At 39.2% G+C, this 17,235-nt stretch carries 20 protein-coding genes; 11 read left to right on the top strand and 9 right to left on the bottom strand.

Features of this window, described 5'->3' with window-relative positions; translation table 11 throughout:
* Positions 1–37: 37 nt before the first annotated feature.
* The 6 genes from lptB to VCASEI_RS02740 form a co-directional block, all read right to left on the bottom strand.
* Entirely contained in the window at positions 38–763 is a 726-nt protein-coding gene (gene lptB, locus VCASEI_RS02715) for an LPS export ABC transporter ATP-binding protein (protein ID WP_086960714.1), read from the bottom strand.
* 1 nt (position 764) lies between these two features.
* Positions 765–1,262, bottom strand: coding sequence for a lipopolysaccharide transport periplasmic protein LptA (lptA, locus tag VCASEI_RS02720; RefSeq protein ID WP_086960713.1), 498 nt, complete (start codon positions 1,260–1,262; stop codon positions 765–767).
* Positions 1,243–1,806: an LPS export ABC transporter periplasmic protein LptC gene (gene lptC, locus VCASEI_RS02725; RefSeq protein ID WP_086960711.1), complete on the bottom strand. Its 564-nt coding sequence runs from the start codon at positions 1,804–1,806 to the stop codon at positions 1,243–1,245. The genes lptA and lptC overlap by 20 nt, the downstream gene beginning before the upstream one ends.
* Positions 1,803–2,360 (bottom strand): 3-deoxy-manno-octulosonate-8-phosphatase KdsC, encoded by a 558-nt coding sequence (kdsC, locus tag VCASEI_RS02730; RefSeq protein WP_089110565.1) that lies wholly within the window; start codon positions 2,358–2,360, stop codon positions 1,803–1,805. The genes lptC and kdsC overlap by 4 nt, the downstream gene beginning before the upstream one ends.
* Positions 2,360–3,331: an arabinose-5-phosphate isomerase KdsD gene (gene kdsD / locus VCASEI_RS02735; RefSeq protein ID WP_086960707.1), complete on the bottom strand. Its 972-nt coding sequence runs from the start codon at positions 3,329–3,331 to the stop codon at positions 2,360–2,362. The genes kdsC and kdsD overlap by 1 nt, the downstream gene beginning before the upstream one ends.
* Positions 3,332–3,427: 96 nt before the next feature.
* Positions 3,428–4,393, bottom strand: coding sequence for a calcium/sodium antiporter (locus VCASEI_RS02740; protein ID WP_089110564.1), 966 nt, complete (start codon positions 4,391–4,393; stop codon positions 3,428–3,430).
* Positions 4,394–4,728: 335 nt separating this feature from the next.
* Here VCASEI_RS02740 and mlaF point away from each other — a divergent pair, with 335 nt between their 5' ends.
* From mlaF to VCASEI_RS02780, 8 genes are all read left to right on the top strand, one after another.
* Entirely contained in the window at positions 4,729–5,529 is an 801-nt protein-coding gene (gene mlaF / locus VCASEI_RS02745) for a phospholipid ABC transporter ATP-binding protein MlaF (protein WP_086960703.1), read from the top strand.
* Between the two features lie 19 nt (positions 5,530–5,548).
* The gene (gene mlaE / locus VCASEI_RS02750) at positions 5,549–6,331 is read left to right on the top strand and encodes a lipid asymmetry maintenance ABC transporter permease subunit MlaE (protein ID WP_089110594.1); all 783 of its coding nucleotides are present in this window, start codon (positions 5,549–5,551) and stop codon (positions 6,329–6,331) included.
* A gap of 51 nt (positions 6,332–6,382) precedes the next feature.
* Positions 6,383–6,874 carry an outer membrane lipid asymmetry maintenance protein MlaD gene (mlaD, locus tag VCASEI_RS02755; protein WP_086960702.1) on the top strand — a complete coding sequence of 164 codons (492 nt, stop codon included), beginning with the start codon at positions 6,383–6,385 and terminating at the stop codon, positions 6,872–6,874.
* A gap of 3 nt (positions 6,875–6,877) precedes the next feature.
* Positions 6,878–7,522 carry a phospholipid-binding protein MlaC gene (gene mlaC, locus VCASEI_RS02760; protein ID WP_086960700.1) on the top strand — a complete coding sequence of 215 codons (645 nt, stop codon included), beginning with the start codon at positions 6,878–6,880 and terminating at the stop codon, positions 7,520–7,522.
* Positions 7,522–7,839, top strand: a complete 318-nt coding sequence (locus VCASEI_RS02765; protein WP_089110563.1) for an STAS domain-containing protein — start codon at positions 7,522–7,524, stop codon at positions 7,837–7,839. The genes mlaC and VCASEI_RS02765 overlap by 1 nt, the downstream gene beginning before the upstream one ends.
* An 8-nt stretch (positions 7,840–7,847) precedes the next feature.
* Positions 7,848–8,102, top strand: a complete 255-nt coding sequence (ibaG, locus tag VCASEI_RS02770; protein WP_086960696.1) for a BolA family iron metabolism protein IbaG — start codon at positions 7,848–7,850, stop codon at positions 8,100–8,102.
* Positions 8,103–8,145: 43 nt separating this feature from the next.
* Positions 8,146–9,402 (top strand): UDP-N-acetylglucosamine 1-carboxyvinyltransferase, encoded by a 1,257-nt coding sequence (murA, locus tag VCASEI_RS02775; RefSeq protein ID WP_086960694.1) that lies wholly within the window; start codon positions 8,146–8,148, stop codon positions 9,400–9,402.
* A 131-nt stretch (positions 9,403–9,533) separates the two neighbouring features.
* A complete protein-coding gene (locus VCASEI_RS02780; RefSeq protein WP_086960692.1) occupies positions 9,534–10,259 on the top strand; it encodes a 1-acylglycerol-3-phosphate O-acyltransferase in 726 nt (241 codons plus the stop codon).
* Positions 10,260–10,339: 80 nt separating this feature from the next.
* Here VCASEI_RS02780 and corA read toward each other — a convergent pair whose 3' ends face one another.
* Complete coding sequence (gene corA, locus VCASEI_RS02785; protein WP_086960690.1) at positions 10,340–11,293, bottom strand: magnesium/cobalt transporter CorA; 954 nt, start codon at positions 11,291–11,293, stop codon at positions 10,340–10,342.
* Positions 11,294–11,660: 367 nt separating this feature from the next.
* Between corA and VCASEI_RS02790 the strand changes: the two genes are divergently transcribed.
* From VCASEI_RS02790 to VCASEI_RS02800, 3 genes are read left to right on the top strand one after another with little or no spacing between them, the layout of a single operon-like run.
* Entirely contained in the window at positions 11,661–12,101 is a 441-nt protein-coding gene (locus tag VCASEI_RS02790; protein ID WP_089110562.1) for a MarR family transcriptional regulator, read from the top strand.
* Between the two features lie 49 nt (positions 12,102–12,150).
* The gene (locus VCASEI_RS02795) at positions 12,151–13,335 is read left to right on the top strand and encodes an efflux RND transporter periplasmic adaptor subunit (protein ID WP_086960686.1); all 1,185 of its coding nucleotides are present in this window, start codon (positions 12,151–12,153) and stop codon (positions 13,333–13,335) included.
* 10 nt (positions 13,336–13,345) lie between these two features.
* A complete protein-coding gene (locus VCASEI_RS02800) occupies positions 13,346–14,878 on the top strand; it encodes a DHA2 family efflux MFS transporter permease subunit (RefSeq protein WP_086960684.1) in 1,533 nt (510 codons plus the stop codon).
* A gap of 65 nt (positions 14,879–14,943) precedes the next feature.
* Here VCASEI_RS02800 and VCASEI_RS02805 read toward each other — a convergent pair whose 3' ends face one another.
* Positions 14,944–16,665 (bottom strand): GGDEF domain-containing protein, encoded by a 1,722-nt coding sequence (locus VCASEI_RS02805; protein WP_086960682.1) that lies wholly within the window; start codon positions 16,663–16,665, stop codon positions 14,944–14,946.
* Entirely contained in the window at positions 16,665–17,000 is a 336-nt protein-coding gene (locus VCASEI_RS02810; RefSeq protein ID WP_162621010.1) for a hypothetical protein, read from the bottom strand. The genes VCASEI_RS02805 and VCASEI_RS02810 overlap by 1 nt, the downstream gene beginning before the upstream one ends.
* Between the last annotated feature and the right edge of the window lie 235 nt (positions 17,001–17,235).

Raw genomic sequence — 17,235 nt, forward strand, 5'->3', positions numbered from 1 at the left:
TCCTTCATCGGCCAAAATTAAAGTTGGCTAAAACGAGCTATAAGCGAAATTGCTCACCTAAATAAACTTTTTTGACTTGTTCATTATTGAGAACTTCCTCAGGTGTTCCGTTTGCAATTAAATGGCCTTGGCTTACGATATAAGCATGTTCACACACATCCAAGGTTTCACGTACGTTATGATCTGTGATGAGTACACCCAGACCGCGGTCTCTTAAATGTTCTATAATTTTTTTGATGTCGATAACTGAAATTGGGTCAACCCCTGCAAATGGTTCGTCGAGCAAAATAAATTTTGGATTTGCCGCCAGTGCTCTCGCAATTTCGACACGTCGACGTTCACCACCCGACAACGCCATACCGTTGCTTTTCCGAATATGTTGGATATGAAACTCATCCAGCAGTTCTTCTAGGCGATCTTGTTTATCTGCTTTAGTTAATTCATCACGAGTTTGCAGGACGGCCATGATGTTATCTTCTACCGATAGCTTTCGAAAGATAGAGGCTTCTTGCGGTAAGTACCCAATTCCCATACGAGAACGTTGATGCATAGGAAGAATACTAATATCTTCATCATCAATGCTAATAGTGCCTTCATCACGGCTGACCAAGCCCACTATCATGTAAAATGAGGTTGTTTTTCCTGCGCCATTTGGGCCGAGTAGGCCGACAATTTGGCCTGATTTAACTTCCAAGCCCACATCGCTTACTACCTTTCTTGTGCCATACGTTTTGGCTAGTTTTTCAGCTTTTAGCGTTGCCATATTATTTTTGTTCCAATTGCGAAGGCTGGATAACCGTAGAGACACGCTCCCCTTTACCACCATCGGCTTTCAAATTCTGGCTAGATATATGGTAAGTAATGACTTTGCCGCGAATCACACTGTCGTCTTGATGCAATTCTGCGTTAGTTGTCATCACTAACGTATCTTTTTTTACATTATATACTAGCGTATTAGCTTGGCCTTTTAAGGTTTTACCTTCATCGGTTTTTTGTGTGAAATGAGCTGGTTTACCATAACCTTGTAACTCTGTTAGCTCACCTGTTTTTGCATCACGAAACACGATCAATTCATCAGCGATTATTCTGATGCTGCCTTGTTTGAGTGTGACATTACCAGTAAATGTCACCTTATTACTTTTCATATCGAGGGTTTGTTGATCGGAGTCGATATAAACAGGTTGCTTGGTATCGCTCGATAATGCCCAAGATGCTGAAGGTGTAAGTAAACAAAGAAATAAACTAAGGTGTAAGAGTTTCATATTTACCCTGAACTTGGTTAAACAGCGTCGCAACATTGGCGTCAAAATTGCCTTTAATTGCGTTGCCGATATTAATAAATTGTGGACCAATCATGGTGATTTCTTCATCACTTGAGAAATCTTTGGTCTTTAAGTTAAGTAGCATCATCTCAGTAGTCAGTTTATCAAAACTTGACCCTTCCAATGTATTTCTTGCCACTACATGACCATTAAGTGTGAGTTCATGATCTTTATTTAGGACACCAGTATCGGAAGTGATTATCCATTCATCAACATTGCCTTCACGATACACTATGAGCTTTGGCTGATGAAATACGGTCTTCCCTGTTTGAGCGTAGTGCTCTAGTGATGTCGAATGTATTTTGTAGTTTCTTAATCCATTAATATCGTAACTGGTATTGTATAAGTTAGTGCCAGTAAACATAGGGGCTTCAGCGCTCGGTAATATTTGCTCTGAATCGGTTGCTGATTGCTCATATAAATAATAAGCCGACCATGAAGCGACAAAAATGAGCAATAAATAAATGAGTTTAGATAGACTCATATGCTTAATCCTTGGTAGGCCTCAAGCTCATCCCTTGCCTGTAATATTAAATCACAGACTTCACGTACAGCACCATGGCCACCTTTAATATGAGTCACGTAATTCGCTCGTTGTACTAATAGAGGATGCCCATCTGCGACACTGACTTTTAGAGATACCTTTTCCATAACAGGCCAATCAATTAAATCATCGCCAATATAACCGACTTGTTCAGGGGGAACGTTTAGTCGCTTCAAAATATCTTCATAAGCAAGCAGTTTATTGTCTTGGCCTTGATAAATTAAAGTAATACCCAGTGCTTTCATCCTGTTTTCAACTATTTTGGATTGACGACCGGTGATGATGGCAACGTCAATGCCGGCTTTCATTAGTGATTTTATTCCATAGCCGTCACGAGTGTGGAAGGTTTTTAATTCTTCACCTTGGTTCCCCATGTACACCAATCCGTCCGAAAATACGCCATCGACATCACAAATCAATAATTTGATGTTCTTTGCTATTTTTAAAATAGCGGTTGGCGCTTGTCCGTATGGGGTCGGTGTCATTCTGCTCATTACATTACTCCGGCTTTCAATAAATCGTGCATGTTCAATGCTCCGACTAATTTACCATCTTGGCATAGCATTAAGCCATTGATACTTTTTTCTTGCATAATATTCAAACCTTCAACCGCAAGCAAATTAGGGGCAGCAACGGTAGGGTTTTTCGTCATCACTTGGCTAATAGGTGTGGTATGGACATCAATTCGTTGGTCGAGTAATCGACGTAAATCGCCATCGGTAAAAATGCCAAGCAGAGTCATGTCATGGTCGATGACAGCGGTCATACCGAGGCCTTTTTGTGATACTTCTAAAAGGGCATCTCGAATTAAGGCATCCTGATAAACCGTTGGAAGAGCTTCTCCGGAATGCATGATATCGGATAACTTTAATAGTAGCTTGCGACCTAAAGCGCCCCCAGGATGAGAAAGAGCAAAGTCTTCTGCGGTAAAACCACGTGCTTTCATTAGTGCAACAGCAAAAGCATCACCCATGACTAATGTTGCAGTGGTGCTTGACGTTGGAGCAAGATCTAGGGGGCACGCTTCTTCTGGTACGGTTATTTGTAAATGAACATTGGCCAGTTTTGCCATGTTTGACTCAGGCTTCCCCGTCATACTGATGATGCAGATTTGGCGGCGTTTCAGAACAGGATAAAGCGATAAAATTTCAGAAGACTCGCCCGAATTTGAAATGGCAAGTACGATATCACCCGATTCGATCATGCCAAGATCGCCATGGCTAGCCTCACCAGGGTGAACAAAAAATGCAGAAGTTCCTGTACTTGCTAATGTGGCCGCAATTTTTTTACCTATGTGTCCTGATTTACCCATCCCCATCACAACCACTTTGCCTTGGTTGTTTAAAACCAGCTCACATGCTTGGGTAAAGTTGTCATCAAAGTATTGTGCTAATTGTTTTAAGCCTTGCATTTCAATCGCAAGTACATCGTTTGCAGCAGCACAGTAATCAAATGTAATCGGCATTAACAATATTCCTAATGTTTTAAGACAAGAATGACTTGTATATTAAAGCAAAAGGGCGACGTTATTGTCACCCATATGATATTTATGAATGGGTAATTAAGCACTAATATTATAAAACAGATAACCGATGTAGGATAAGAAACATAGGAATAATGCCCCACCTTCTATGCGGTTTATAATACGTGATTTACCGAGTGCCATGATGACTAAAAGGAGGGATATTCCTAGCATTACCCAGAAATCTCGATTCATTGCATCTTCGCTTAATAATGAGGGGTGCAACAAGGCTGGAATACCCATTACGGCTAAAATATTGAAGATGTTAGAACCAATGATATTCCCCACAGCCATGTCATCTTCACCTTTTAAAACACCTGCCAGTGAAGCGGCGAGTTCAGGTAAACTGGTGCCGATAGCGATAATAGTCAAACCAATAACCAAATCGCTCATGCCAAAGTATTTGGCGATAATAACGGCGTTATCAACTAATAAATCGGCGGCGACAGGTAATAAAATTAAGCCGACAATAACCCAGAAGATGGCTTTTTTATTGCTTACGCCATCAGGGATTTCCGATTCTTGTTGTTCAATTAAAACATCTTGGTTATTTTTTTCTTGCTTACTGATTCTGAGCATCACAAAAATAAAGGCAACGAATAAAGCAATTAATAGTAAACCTTCGTTAAAGCCGAGGTAATTATCCCATAATAAAGCGCCAGCAATAACCGTGACAATAATCATCAATGGTAATTCACGACGCAAAATAGATGAGCTAATAGATAATGGCTTGACCATTGCCGTGATACCTAGAATTAATGCGATATTAGCAATGTTGGATCCCAAAACATTACCAATAGCGGTATCGGTTTTTCCTTCTAAAGCGGCGGTAGCTGATACCATCATTTCAGGGGCAGACGACCCCATCGCCAGAATGGTCATACCAATCACTAGTGGTGAAATGCCCATATTTTTAGCGACGGCTGCTGAGCCATATACCAGTTTGTCTGCACTCCAAACGAGTAAGGCTAGGCCAATAACAAGTAAAACAACCGCGAGTAACATGAGAATTCCTGCTTTAATTATATAATGGATAAAATTAATCGAACCAAATTGCTCTCAACCATTACCACAAAAGGCATATAGTGAGCTAGCAATGTGTCATGGCTTGAGTCTGAGGGCAATTTTGACGTCTCAATTGCCAAAATGGAAGAGCTTGCACATATTTATTAATAATTTGTCGAGATTAAGCCGTGATATCCTCGTTAATCACGTCAGTTATTGTGATGGAGATGAATAATGTTTAAAAGAATATTACATTCATTATTTTTGAACTATAGAGGTAATGTGCTTATCATACCGATGTGTTTGTATTTCATTACTTTCCATAAGGGACTTGTATGTCACCGGAATTGATATCTGTTAAATCGTTGACTTTCCGTCGAAATCAAAGAGCCATTTTTGATGGCATTGATCTTTCGATCCCAAAAGGCAAGATAACCGCTATTATGGGGCCTTCGGGAATTGGTAAAACGACATTACTTCGTTTGATTGGTGGTCAGATACAACCTGAAAGTGGTGAAATTTGGTTTGATGGTGACAACATTCCAGCGTTAAATCGGAAAAAATTATATCAAGTAAGAAAAAAAATGAGCATGTTATTTCAGTCGGGTGCTTTATTTACTGATATGAATGTGTTCGATAATGTGGCATTCCCATTAAGAGAGCATACGGATTTATCTGATTCCTTTATTGATACTTTAGTTAAGCTAAAGTTGGAAGCGGTTGGTTTACGTGGTGCTGCCGATTTAATGCCAAGTGAATTATCGGGTGGCATGGCTCGTCGAGCAGCATTGGCTAGAGCAATAGCCTTAGATCCTGAACTCATCATGTATGACGAACCTTTTGTTGGGCAAGATCCCATTACCATGGGGGTGTTGGTTGAGTTAATTAAAAGCTTAAATCATGCTCTCGGTGTAACTTCTGTGGTTGTGTCGCATGATGTGCCTGAGGTGATGAGTATTGCTGATTATGTTTATTTGCTTTCTGATGGCAAAGTCATTGGTCAGGGAACTCCCTCAGAATTAGAGCAGATGCAAGATGAGAGGGTTCAACAATTCTTAACGGGAAAAGAGGATGGGCCCGTTCCGTTTCATTTCCCCGCGCGACCATTAGAGAAGGATTTATTGGATTGTGAATGATCAACGTCAGGCATCAAAATTGAAATTTGAATGGATCGCGAAACTTGGCTCTAGAACGATTGGAGTGTGTGAAGCGTGGGGGCGAGCCTCATTTATGCTTTTTGGCGCATTAGTTGGTAAGCCACAGTTCAAGAAGAATTTCCCACTATTAGTAAAGCAACTTTATACCGTTGGAGTGCAGTCTTTAGCGATAATTATCGTTTCAGGGTTGTTTATAGGCATGGTACTTAGCCTGCAAGGCTATATTATCTTAGTTGATTACGGCGCGGAGGGCAGTTTAGGTCAAATGGTGGCGCTGTCTTTACTAAGAGAGCTAGGTCCTGTGGTTACTGCATTATTGTTTGCAGGTCGCGCCGGTTCGGCTTTAACCGCAGAAATTGGTTTAATGAAGGCAACCGAGCAATTATCCAGTCTAGAGATGATGGCCATTGACCCTTTGCGCCGAGTCATTTCACCTCGATTTTGGGCTGGTGTTATTTCAATGCCATTACTTGCTATGATTTTTATGGCAGTGGGGATTTGGGGAGGCCAAATTGTTGGCGTTGAATGGAAAGGGATTGATGCTGGAAGTTATTGGTCGGCGATGCAATCTTCTGTGAGCTTAGGGTATGACATCGGTAATAGTGTCATCAAAAGTTTGGTTTTTGCCATAACTATTATTTGGATTGCTTTATTTAATGGTTATGACTGTGTTCCGACTTCTGAAGGCATCAGTCAGGCGACGACAAGAACCGTCGTGCATTCTTCGCTAGCGGTTTTGGGAATTGACTTCATTCTTACTGCTTTAATGTTTGGTCATTAAGTTAATGATTGAAACCCAACATTAAATGAAAACTATTTTGGAAACGGAATCATGCAAACAAATCGTCGTTTAGAATTTATGGTAGGCAGCTTTGTATTAGCAGGAGTGATTGCCATTTTGATCATGATGTTTAAAGTTGCCAATGTTACCAGTATAGGGCCAAGTGATAATTACACACTGAAGGCCCGCTTTGACAATATTGGTAACCTTAAAGTACGTTCACCGGTTAAAGTTGGTGGTGTCGTAGTCGGGCAGGTAACGAATATTCATCTCGATACACAAGACTATGTGCCTGTTGTTAGCATGGCTATTGGTCGTCAATTTGGTGAATACCCAGAAACGTCTAGCGCGCAAATATTAACGTCAGGTTTAATTGGCGAGCAATATATTAGCTTGGTTCCTGGTTTTGTTATGGATGAAGTGGCAATGCTTGACAATGGTGACTATATCGAAGACACCAAATCTGCATTAGTATTAGAAGATCTGATCGGCCAGTTTTTATATAGCAGTAAAGATTCAGGTGCATCTTCATCTAAGGAGTAGAAAATGTCATTATTTAAAAAGTTAATCACCATTATTGTCTTTGTTGGTGCCGCTTTTACCGCGCAAGCCAATGAAATTGATAGTCGCAATCCATATCAAATGATGCACGCGGTGGCAGATAAAACGTTTGATCGTTTGAAATCTGAGCAGACAAAAATAAAAAGCGATCCAAACTATTTAAAAACCGTCGTTGATGAGGAAATGATGCCTTATGTTAATTATCAATATGCGGCATTAAAGTTATTGGGCCCTAATTTACGTGGTGCGGATAAAAAAGAAGTCTCGGCTTTTATTGATGAGTTTCGTGGTTACTTAATTACCTCTTATGCTCAGGTATTAACTCAATACTCGGATCAAAAAATTCAGTTTTCACCAGAAAAATCGATTCCCGATGATCGGCGAGTGGTTTCGATCCCTGTTGAAATTGTTGATAAAAGCAGACCAAATGTGAAGTTAGATTTCACATTATTGAAAAATAGCAAAACGGGTGAGTGGAAAGCGTATGATATGGTCGCTGAAGGGATTAGTTTGTTATCAAGTAAGCAATCAGAATGGAATACTAAAATTCGTCAAGATGGCATTCCTTCAGTAACCAAAGAGCTAAAAGAGCTTGCGCGTAAAGATATTGTATTTGAAGGGAAAAAATAATGGTCGGAGTGACGTGGCGAGATGATTCTGAAAATCTTGCCTCTATCATTGGGCAATTAACTCGTGATACTGTACCCACCCTTTGGGGGCAATTACAGCATTGGAACCCTAAGACAGATCAATTTGAAGTAAGCTTACAGCAAGTTGAGCGTGTTGATTCTGCGGGTATGGTGATGCTCATTCATCTATTACAGCATGCAAAAAATAGAAATTGCCATATAATGCTGACCTTTATACCAGATCAGCTAAAAACATTATTCAAACTCAGCAATATTGATGAGGTTTTTCTCGATCATATTCAATCAACTGAGATATAGAGGGTTACGTGGACATTATCCAAGTAAAAAAAATATTAGATGACGCATTGTCACTACAAGAAATTCATGTCAAAGGGGAAGGCAGTCACTACGAAGTGATTGCAGTCGATCCTGCTTTTGATGGTATGAGTCGAGTTAAAAAACAGCAATTAATTTACGCTCCGCTGATGGAATACATTCAAAGAAATGATATTCATGCGGTCTCAATAAAAGCGTACACGCCTGATGAATGGGCGCGCGATAAAAAATTAATGTCGCTATAGCGTTTATCAAAAAAGCAAGAGCTTAGTTAAAGCAAGGTTTTTAATGGAAAAGTTTAAAGTACACGGCTCCGGCCCATTGCAAGGCGAAGTGACCATTTCTGGTGCAAAAAATGCAGCCTTACCTATTTTATTTGCTGCAATTTTATCTGAAGGTCCGGTAGAAGTGGCAAATGTTCCAGCGCTGCGTGATATCGATACGTCGATGGAACTGCTTAAACGCCTTGGTGCAGAGGTTTCTCGAGAAGGTCAAAGCATTCATGTTGATTCTGGGCCTATTCATGAATATTGCGCTCCATATGATTTGGTGAAAACCATGCGAGCATCGATTTGGGCTCTTGGTCCATTGGTGGCGCGTTTTGGTAAAGGCCAAGTTTCTTTACCTGGTGGTTGTGCTATTGGTGCTCGTCCTGTTGACCTTCATATTCATGGTCTTGAGCAGCTCGGTGCGACGATTACACTCGAAGATGGTTATGTTAAAGCAGAAGTTGCAGGGCGTTTAAAAGGCGCACATATCGTGATGGATAAAGTGTCTGTAGGCGCAACCATTACTATTATGTGTGCAGCAACGTTAGCAGAAGGTAAAACAGTATTAGAAAATGCAGCACGTGAACCTGAGATCGAAGACACGGCAGCATTTTTAAATAGTATTGGAGCCAAAATTACGGGCGCAGGTTCTGGAACCATAATTATTGAAGGCGTTGAGCGTCTTGCTGGTGGTAAACACACCGTGGTTGCTGATCGTATCGAAACGGGAACTTTCCTTGTTGCAGCTGCTGTTTCAGGTGGTCATGTTATTTGCCGTAATACTAAAGCCTCATTACTTGAAGCGGTGTTGGCTAAGCTGGAAGAAGCTGGTGCGAGCGTTGAATCTGGTGAGGATTGGATTAGCCTTGATATGACCGGCCGTAAACTTAAAGCCGTCAATATCCGTACCGCACCGCACCCCGGTTTTCCGACCGACATGCAAGCTCAGTTTACTTTATTGAATATGATGGCCACAGGAAGTGGTGTGATCACAGAAACGATTTTTGAAAATCGCTTTATGCACGTACCCGAATTATTGCGTATGGGAGCCAAAGCTGAAATCGAAGGCAATACGGTTATTTGTGGTGACACCAAAGGATTAACAGGAGCCCAAGTCATGGCTACGGACCTTCGTGCTTCAGCAAGTCTTGTGATTGCAGGTTGTATTGCAAAAGGTGAAACGATCGTTGATCGTATTTATCATATTGATCGTGGTTATGATCGTATTGAAAATAAATTAAATGCGCTTGGTGCAAATATCGAGCGTTTTCAATAACAACAGGGTTAATTTACCTATAAATTTTAGGTAAGGTTGATGCTGATATTAAAGCTGGAGCCTTGTGGTTTCGGCTTTTTTATTGTGTACTGCGATTTGTGTTTTAACGCTGTACGTGATTGGAGAATGGAATGATTGCTTTATTACGCATTATTGCGGTAGCGATATTTGCTGTATTCATGTTTGTTTTTGGGTGTGGGTATTGCTTATTTAGCCCAAGAAATCCTCGTCATGTTTTTACTTTCGGTCGTATGTTCGGTCGTATGTCTAAAGTGTTTGGTATCAAACTTATCGTTCGAGTACCAGATGAGGCTTATCATCGTAGTCAGCATATTTATTTAGGGAATCACCAAAATAACTGGGATTTATTTACGATTTCTTCCGCTCTTACTCCTAATGTAGTAACGGTTGGCAAAAAAAGCTTAGTATGGATTCCTTTGTTTGGTCAGTTGTACTGGTTGACTGGCAATATTTTGATTGATCGTGCTAATCGAAGCAAAGCGATGGATACTATCAGCCAAGTTGCTGAACAAATTAAGAAAAATAAAGTTTCTGTATGGATGTTTCCTGAAGGAACACGATCTCGTGGACGTGGTTTATTGCCTTTTAAAACCGGAGCTTTTCATGCCGCGATTGCTGCCCAAGTGCCGATAGTACCGATAGTTTGTAGCAGTACCGATAAGATTAAACTCAATCGTTGGGACAATGGTCATGTGATTGTTGAAATGCTTCCTCCGATCTGTGTTGAAGGTTATAGTAAAGAGGATGTGCGGCACTTACTGAAAGAATGTCGTAATCAAATGAAAGCAAAGCTAGAAAAAATTGATTTAGAAGTTATTGAATTAAATAAAAAATAATAAACGATGACTAAAAAGCCAATGTAATATTCGGCATTACATTGGCTTTTTTATGTTTGTTTTATAAGGAGATACTTGTATTAAAGCCAGCCCTTTCGTCTGAAGTAAAAATAAGGAGCAAAGCCTGACGTGATCATCAATAGTATGGCAAATGGATAACCGAAATCCCAATTGAGTTCAGGCATTATTTCAAAGTTCATACCGTAAACACTTGCGATCACCGTTGGAGGTAAAAAAACGACCGAGGCGATGGAAAATATTTTGATGATTTTATTTTGTTCAATATTGATAAAACCTTGAGTTGAATCCATTAAAAAATTAATTTTTTCAAACAAAAATGTAGTATGGGACATTAAGGTTTCAATATCTCGTACTATTTCTCGTAATGTCTCTAGTTGCTCAGGGGTTGATTTTAAATGCCTTAGCAAAAAAGAAATCACGCGTTGAGTATCCATTAAACATAAGCGTATTTTACCGTTACTGTCTTCTAATCGGGCTAACCGGCTAATGCAATCTTCCCAATCTGCGTCTTCATCTTCTAATACGGTATAGCTGATTTTTTCTAGTTGATGATGAATATCTTCCACGGTGTCGGCGTGGTTTTCGACTTTTTGTTCTAATATAGTAATAAATAACGATTGGACATCATTACTACTTACTTGACCTCGTCTGGCTCGAAGACGTAATAATCGAAAGTCTGCAATACTGCCTTCTCGAATGGTAATAAGCCTGTTTTTCTGCAAAATAGAGGCGACATTGACAGTGGTATGTCGACCTTCAGTGGGAGATAAGAACAATGAGTGGACATGTAATCCGGCTTGATCGACAAAATAACGTGCAGAAGCTTCAATTTCTTCTACATCGTCAGATCCGGGTAATTCGATATTTAATAGGCTAGAAAGTAATCCTCTTTCATCTTCGCTTATCTCATGAGCATCAATCCAATCCGCTTGTTCAATCAATTCCGATTTTTTAGACGAATCGTCGTAGCTCATTTCTTTAATTAAGCCATTATTTATTTTAAAGAACCGCATATATGAATACCTCTTTGGTAAGTTTGATGAATATTCATTGAATACGCTGCAACAAGCAATAGCCTTTATCTTTTATTTTATACTCCTCGTATTTGAAGATGAAGTTTTGTTGACCGCTTTTATTCACCTCAGTCACAAGGCTACTTATGATAATGGCTTCATTCACTTGTCACCTGACTGCAACTTCAATTACTTTGGGGACAGAGCGTATTAGAATGCATCTGAATGCAATGATTGGAATATTTACTTACATATTGAAATGTTTATTGACAAAATGCTTGCCTAAGCAGTAACATTTGAACACTTTACCTGCCTAGGCAGGAAGTTTGAATGGGATTATTTAATGAAAAAGCTCGGAGATCAATGAATGGCGATTATTTCAAATACTAATTCTTCGGGAATCCCTTTAGGAAAACTCATTGGTTTGGTAAACCAACATAAAGAACGTTTACTTCATCAATATTTAATGCCTTTAGATATGACAGCGGCACAATTTAAAGTGCTGGCTGTCATTGCTTTTGACGGTGTGAACTCTCCAGCTGAGATCAGTAAAGCTCTCTCCATTGATTGCGGCTCTATGACGAGAATGGTTGAAAGGTTAGTTAAAAAATCACTTATCGAAAAATATCCGAATCCAGACGATAAACGCGGTGTGGTATTGAGCCTAACCACTACGGGCCAATCGTTATTAGAACAATGCGTGGATGTAATTGAAGACCAAGTCTCTCCGTTACTCGTTGGCGATCTGTCCCAAAAAGAAGTGGATCAGTTGAGCCAGTTATTAAAGCGTTTATTGCCATTGCAGTAACTTGAGCGATAACGATTAAATTCTATATTGATGATCAAATGGTTGAATCATGGAAAATAAACAGAAAAACATTGAAGATAGCAGCACACCAAAGAATAAGCGTAAAGCCTCTTTTTTCATTTTATTTATTCTTTTGTTAGTGATTGCTGGTGGGTACATTGCTTATTACGAATTATATTCAAAATATTATGAAGAAACGGATGATGCCTATGTTAATGGAGACTTAGTTGTATTGTCTCCGCAAATTGTTGGTACCGTCAGCCAAGTTGTTCCTGATGAAGGGGATTATGTTGAAAAGGGGCAAGTTCTGGTGATGTTAGACTCGAACGATACCCAAATAGCTCTGCAACTATCAGAAGCTAAATTAGCCAGTAAGATTCGTGAAGTGCGCAGTATGTACGCAGAAGCGGATAACTTTAAAGCGAAAGTGGAAACGAGCAAGGTGGAGTATCGCCAAGCATTAAATGATTACAATCGTCGTAAAAATTTAGTCAAATCAGGTGCTATTTCTAAAGAAGACCTCATTCATTATCGTGATAATTTTGAAGCCGCTAAAAGTCAATTGCAATCGGCAGAGCAGTCACTTCAAATGACGGTTGCTTTGGTCGATAACACCGTTATAAACACTCACCCTGGAGTTAAATCCGCGGTTGCCAATTTACGCCAAGCTTATTTAGCGAATTTACGGACAAAAATTGTTTCTCCTGTGAGTGGTTATGTTGCAAAACGAGCGGTTCAATTAGGCACTCAAGTACAACCAGGCAGTCAATTAATGGCTATTGTGCCACTTCATCAAGTATGGGTAGATGCCAATTTTAAGGAAAGCCAGCTAAAAGATATGCGTATTGGGCAGTCAGTGATATTAACCTCTGACCTATATGGTGATGATGTTGAATACAAAGGCATTGTTGAAAGCCTAGGTATTGGTACGGGGAGTGCCTTTTCATTATTACCGGCTCAAAATGCCAGTGGTAATTGGATAAAAATTGTCCAGCGTTTACCGGTTAAAATTCGTTTAGAGGATCAAAATCAAGACAAGTATCCATTACGTATCGGGTTGTCTATGTTAGCGAATGTGAACATTAAAGACACGAGTGGAAAAGTATTGGCCAAAGAATCGAAAACGGAAGCTCGTTACAGTACCGATGTGTACCAAAGTAATTTAGCTGAGGCTGATAAGTTAGTGGCTAAAATTGTACATGAGAATGTAGGCATCACTGCGACTGTTCAGTAACGAGGCATCCATGAACGATCAAACTTATACCCCACCGAGTATGGTGTTAGCGACGATCGCATTGGCATTGGCAACATTTATGCAAGTGCTTGATAGTACGATTGCTAACGTTGCCTTACCAACGATCGCGGGTAATTTAGGCGTAAGCTCGGAACAAAGTACTTGGGTTATTACCTCTTTTGCTGTCTGTAATGCGATAGCGTTGCCTTTGACTGGGTGGTTTTCTCGTCGTATAGGTCAGCTTAGATTATTTATACTGTCGGTTGCATTATTTACTTTTGCATCTTTCTTGTGTGGTATTGCCACTAGCATGCCAGAGTTGATTGTATTTCGAGCTTTTCAAGGGTTCTTTGCTGGGCCAATGTTTCCAATGTGCCAGACGTTATTATTGGCGATTTTCCCAAGCGTGAAACGAGGGGCGGCATTAGCCTTAATTTCGATGGTGACGGTCGTTGCACCGATTGTTGGGCCCATTACGGGGGGATGGATTACGGATAACTATTCGTGGCCTTGGATCTTTTTTATTAATGTTCCTATCGGCATTTTTTGTTGTACTGTGGTATGGCAACAATTAAAAGGCCGAGTGGATGTCACGGCGAAAATGCCAATTGATTACATTGGTATAGCATTGCTAGTGTTAGGCGTTGGTTTGCTGCAAGTCGTTCTTGATTTAGGTAACGATGCGGATTGGTTTGAGTCAACTAACATTGTCGTTATGGCATCTATTTCAGTTATTGCATTAATTTCTTTTGTTATTTGGGAATTAACAGAGAAGCACCCAATTGTTAATTTGTACTTATTCAGAGACAGAAATTATACCTTTGGCACTATTGCTTTAGTGTTAAGTTATGCCGCTTTCTTTGCTATTAATATTATTTTACCTCAATGGCTACAAATCTATATGGGATACACCTCTATTTGGGCAGGACTAGCCTCTGCGCCTATGGGGATATTGCCTTTATTATTCACACCATTTATCGGTAAGTATGCACATAAAACGGATTTGAGAATTTTAGCGAGTATTTCTTTTGTTGTGATTGGCACATCTTGTTTCTTACGAGCAAACTTTAATACTTTTGTAGACTTTGCTTCTATTGCGCAAGTGCAGTTATTCATGGGGATTGGTATTGCTTTTATGTTCATGCCATTGACCACCATTTTTATGTCTAATTTACATGGACACGATATTGCAGAAGGCTCTGGCTTAACGACATTTTTACGGGTTCTTGGTGGGAGTTTCGCATCATCACTGACCACTTGGATATGGAGCCGCCGTGCTGATTTCCATCATGCGACACTCACTGAACATGTGAGTAATTATGAACCCGCCGCTGTTGATTATTTGCATAAAATGGGAGGACAAACCCAAGTTAATTTTGCTTCGATTGATCATATGATCACCACTCAATCTTATATGATGTCGACCATCGACTATTTCTACATGCTTGGATGGTTATTCTTCATTTTAATAGGGTTTATTTGGTTTACTAAAGGACCTTTTATCAAATCAGGTGGTGGTGCAGTAGCGGCTGGTGGTCATTAACGTCGAGTATCAGTCTATAAAATGAACTTTAAAAGAAAAGCAGTAAATAGAAGTTTACGGCTTTTTTATACAAGGATTATTCTGTGCTTGGGGGATACAGATGTCACTTTTCCTTTTAAAGACTCATTGAGTAAGGTGTCCATTTTTAAAGAATCAGCCAGTTCAAATAATACGTTCTTATGTGTTGGTGATTCAGGTAGTGAGCTTGGAACCCAATAGCGTAAATGTTTTAAGTGTTTTGCTTGTTGATAAGTATGAGTTGTGATTTCTTCAATGGCTAAAATGATATTGTTATTATGTAGAAATTCCAGCTCATAATGCGCTAAATCCGGTAGTTTGGGCAGAGATATAGCGGCTTTTTGGGTATTGAAAAGATCGCTAACATCCGTTTTTAACAGCCTTTCTAGTTGGTATAAATGGGTAAGTTTAACCAAAATTGGCTTAGTATTTTGTTTGCTTACTTGCCTTAGAATGTAGGGAAGAATGGATAAATATAATCGGTGGTCGGTGAGCCATTCATGAGAACACACTTCTTGATTATGTTTCCAAAGTAATTCAAATTGTAATGCGATGAGTTCGTCTTTATTTTTTTGATAAAGTGGGATGAGATTAATATTGAAAGGCAGCACTTCACCTTCGCTTAGCCATTGTTGAATAAGTGACTTTTTGTGTTTATTAGTTTGAGTCTGGATGATGGTGTCTTGATATAAAACACAATCGCTATCTTGAGCTTTTTTCGCTTCATTTAAAGCATGGATACCATTATTTATTAATCTTTCCGTTGTGATCTCTTGATTGCTCTGACGGCAAGCTGCGCCGAAACGAACCATTACTGGAAATGTGTATTCTTTAGATGAATATTCAAAATTTAACCTTTGCTGTAAGGCTTTCATCCAAGTTATGACATCTTCTTTTTGCGGTGAATTTTTTTTAAAGTCGGCGACTAAAACAAACTCATCACCACCAAAGCGAAAAACTTCACAGTTTTGGCTTTTTTTTATTTTATTAGCAAACATTTTTAAAACTTGGTCACCCACTTCATAGCCAATTTCATCATTTATCAATTTAAAGCGTTTAAGATCCATAAAAACAATAGCGAAAAATTCATTTTGATTTAAACGGTATTTTAAATAGTCAAATAGCCCTCGACGATTGCCTATCTGTGTTAAAGGATCCACCTTTGATAACGCAGAGAAACGCTGCATAAATCGTAATAAGTTAGCGGAAAGTAAAATGCAGATAATAAACATAATAAGCTGCCATAATTCAATGTAATCATTGGCTTTATGTATAGCTTGAGTGACTTTACCATTTAGGACATCGCTCAGTTTAAAACGTAATTCTTTTGAGTGTTGTAATGCGGAGTTTATTTTTTTTTGAAACGCTGCGGTATGAAGTTGCGCTGGATGCTGAAAGTCGCTATCCATGGATTTTATATCTGAAAATAATTCTTGTACTTTTTCCACCACGAGAGGGTGATTGTCTCGTAATATTTTAGTTTCACTGGTTGTTAAGAAAACATCAATTCGACTCCAGAGCACCTCATATGCTTCATAAAATTCATCATAAGAGACGGCATTTAACTGATAGAGTTTTTGATTATAAAGAAAGCGTTCAGATTGGTATGGAAGTCGGTTTGCATACCAACTGGTTGAGCGATAGAAATGAATGATATTGGTTTCATTTCTTTTTTGAAGGTAGATGCTACCAAAAAAGCTGATTGTAAAGACGGTTAATAACGTAATAACAACAACCGTGAGTCGCAAGCTTTTAGAGAAGTGGAGCATTAGATTATCTCAATTCTGTTTAGTTGCCATACGAGCTGATTCAATATTTCATCACCTGTTTTAATTTCAGGATATTTTGAGAAGGGGATTAAAATCCATAATGGGCCTTTATCCCGAATTCGTATGGCCTTTCCATTTTCTTTTATGGCTAAAATAAACTGATATTTTTTTAAATCGGCCTTAGTGATTTCATAAGAATACTCATTGAGTGCATAGACTCTAAATGTAGAAAATCCATTTGGAGCAAAATCTAAAATAGTGCTGAGTTGTGGGCCTTGATAAATGTTATTTCCTTTGGTCCAAGGCGTCTCTGTAGTTAATTCAGATTGAGGCAAGGCTTGTAGTGCTTCTCGCGTGAAGGTTTTGGTGAATCCATGATTGTCAGTTAACGTAAGAAGTACTCGTGATTCTGCAAAAACTGAGAGGGGGAAAAAGCACTCACTAAGGTAATCAAAATTGAAATGAGTAATTTTATATTCATAACCAAACCTTATTGTTTGCATACTTAAAGGATTTGCGTATGGACTCTTTGCCTAAAAAGTCCCGAGGATAAATCATTTAGGTATACAT

The organism is Vibrio casei, from assembly GCF_002218025.2.
Classification (GTDB): Bacteria; Pseudomonadota; Gammaproteobacteria; order Enterobacterales; family Vibrionaceae; genus Vibrio; species Vibrio casei.

Excerpts from the sequence above, each read along its gene's own strand:
- murA (WP_086960694.1), top strand. The coding sequence starts at position 8,146 with ATGGAAAAGTTTAAAGTACACGGCTCCGGCCCATTGCAAGGCGAAGTG.
- lptA (WP_086960713.1), bottom strand. The coding sequence starts at position 1,262 with ATGAAACTCTTACACCTTAGTTTATTTCTTTGTTTACTTACACCTTCA.
- mlaC (WP_086960700.1), top strand. The coding sequence starts at position 6,878 with ATGTCATTATTTAAAAAGTTAATCACCATTATTGTCTTTGTTGGTGCC.
- VCASEI_RS02805 (WP_086960682.1), bottom strand. The coding sequence starts at position 16,665 with ATGCTCCACTTCTCTAAAAGCTTGCGACTCACGGTTGTTGTTATTACG.
- VCASEI_RS02800 (WP_086960684.1), top strand. The coding sequence starts at position 13,346 with ATGAACGATCAAACTTATACCCCACCGAGTATGGTGTTAGCGACGATC.
- VCASEI_RS02790 (WP_089110562.1), top strand. The coding sequence starts at position 11,661 with ATGGCGATTATTTCAAATACTAATTCTTCGGGAATCCCTTTAGGAAAA.
- corA (WP_086960690.1), bottom strand. The coding sequence starts at position 11,293 with ATGCGGTTCTTTAAAATAAATAATGGCTTAATTAAAGAAATGAGCTAC.
- kdsC (WP_089110565.1), bottom strand. The coding sequence starts at position 2,360 with ATGAGCAGAATGACACCGACCCCATACGGACAAGCGCCAACCGCTATT.
- VCASEI_RS02795 (WP_086960686.1), top strand. The coding sequence starts at position 12,151 with ATGGAAAATAAACAGAAAAACATTGAAGATAGCAGCACACCAAAGAAT.
- VCASEI_RS02780 (WP_086960692.1), top strand. The coding sequence starts at position 9,534 with ATGATTGCTTTATTACGCATTATTGCGGTAGCGATATTTGCTGTATTC.
- kdsD (WP_086960707.1), bottom strand. The coding sequence starts at position 3,331 with ATGCCGATTACATTTGATTACTGTGCTGCTGCAAACGATGTACTTGCG.
- VCASEI_RS02740 (WP_089110564.1), bottom strand. The coding sequence starts at position 4,393 with ATGTTACTCGCGGTTGTTTTACTTGTTATTGGCCTAGCCTTACTCGTT.
- VCASEI_RS02765 (WP_089110563.1), top strand. The coding sequence starts at position 7,522 with ATGGTCGGAGTGACGTGGCGAGATGATTCTGAAAATCTTGCCTCTATC.
- mlaF (WP_086960703.1), top strand. The coding sequence starts at position 4,729 with ATGTCACCGGAATTGATATCTGTTAAATCGTTGACTTTCCGTCGAAAT.
- mlaD (WP_086960702.1), top strand. The coding sequence starts at position 6,383 with ATGCAAACAAATCGTCGTTTAGAATTTATGGTAGGCAGCTTTGTATTA.
- lptC (WP_086960711.1), bottom strand. The coding sequence starts at position 1,806 with ATGAGTCTATCTAAACTCATTTATTTATTGCTCATTTTTGTCGCTTCA.
- lptB (WP_086960714.1), bottom strand. The coding sequence starts at position 763 with ATGGCAACGCTAAAAGCTGAAAAACTAGCCAAAACGTATGGCACAAGA.